The sequence below is a fragment of the Halomonas sp. ND22Bw genome, from assembly GCF_003011945.1.
Lineage (GTDB): Bacteria > Pseudomonadota > Gammaproteobacteria > Pseudomonadales > Halomonadaceae > Halomonas > Halomonas halophila.
The window spans coordinates 1-257 of the sequence record NZ_PXWD01001256.1; the positions used below are offsets into that span (position 1 = coordinate 1).

The 257-nt window shown below is 70.4% G+C and carries 1 pseudogene; it reads right to left on the bottom strand.

The window, feature by feature from the left end:
• A pseudogene (locus CVH10_RS22215) lies at positions 1-257 on the bottom strand (2,3,4,5-tetrahydropyridine-2,6-dicarboxylate N-succinyltransferase); the annotation flags it as partial.

Consider the following 257-nt stretch of genomic DNA (forward strand, 5'->3'; position numbering starts at 1 on the left):
CGCCGATGAAGCAGTTGTCCTCGATGATCACGGGGTTCGCCTGGAGCGGCTCGAGCACGCCCGCGATGCCGGCCCCACCCGAGATGTGGCAGTTCTTCCCCACCTGGGCGCAGGAGCCGATGGTGACCCAGGTGTCGACCATGGTGCCCTCGCCCACATGGGCGCCGAGGTTGATGAAGGACGGCATCAGCACCGCGCCGGGGGCGATGTAGGAGCCGCGACGCACGACGCAGCCGGGCACCGCCCGGAAGCCGGCC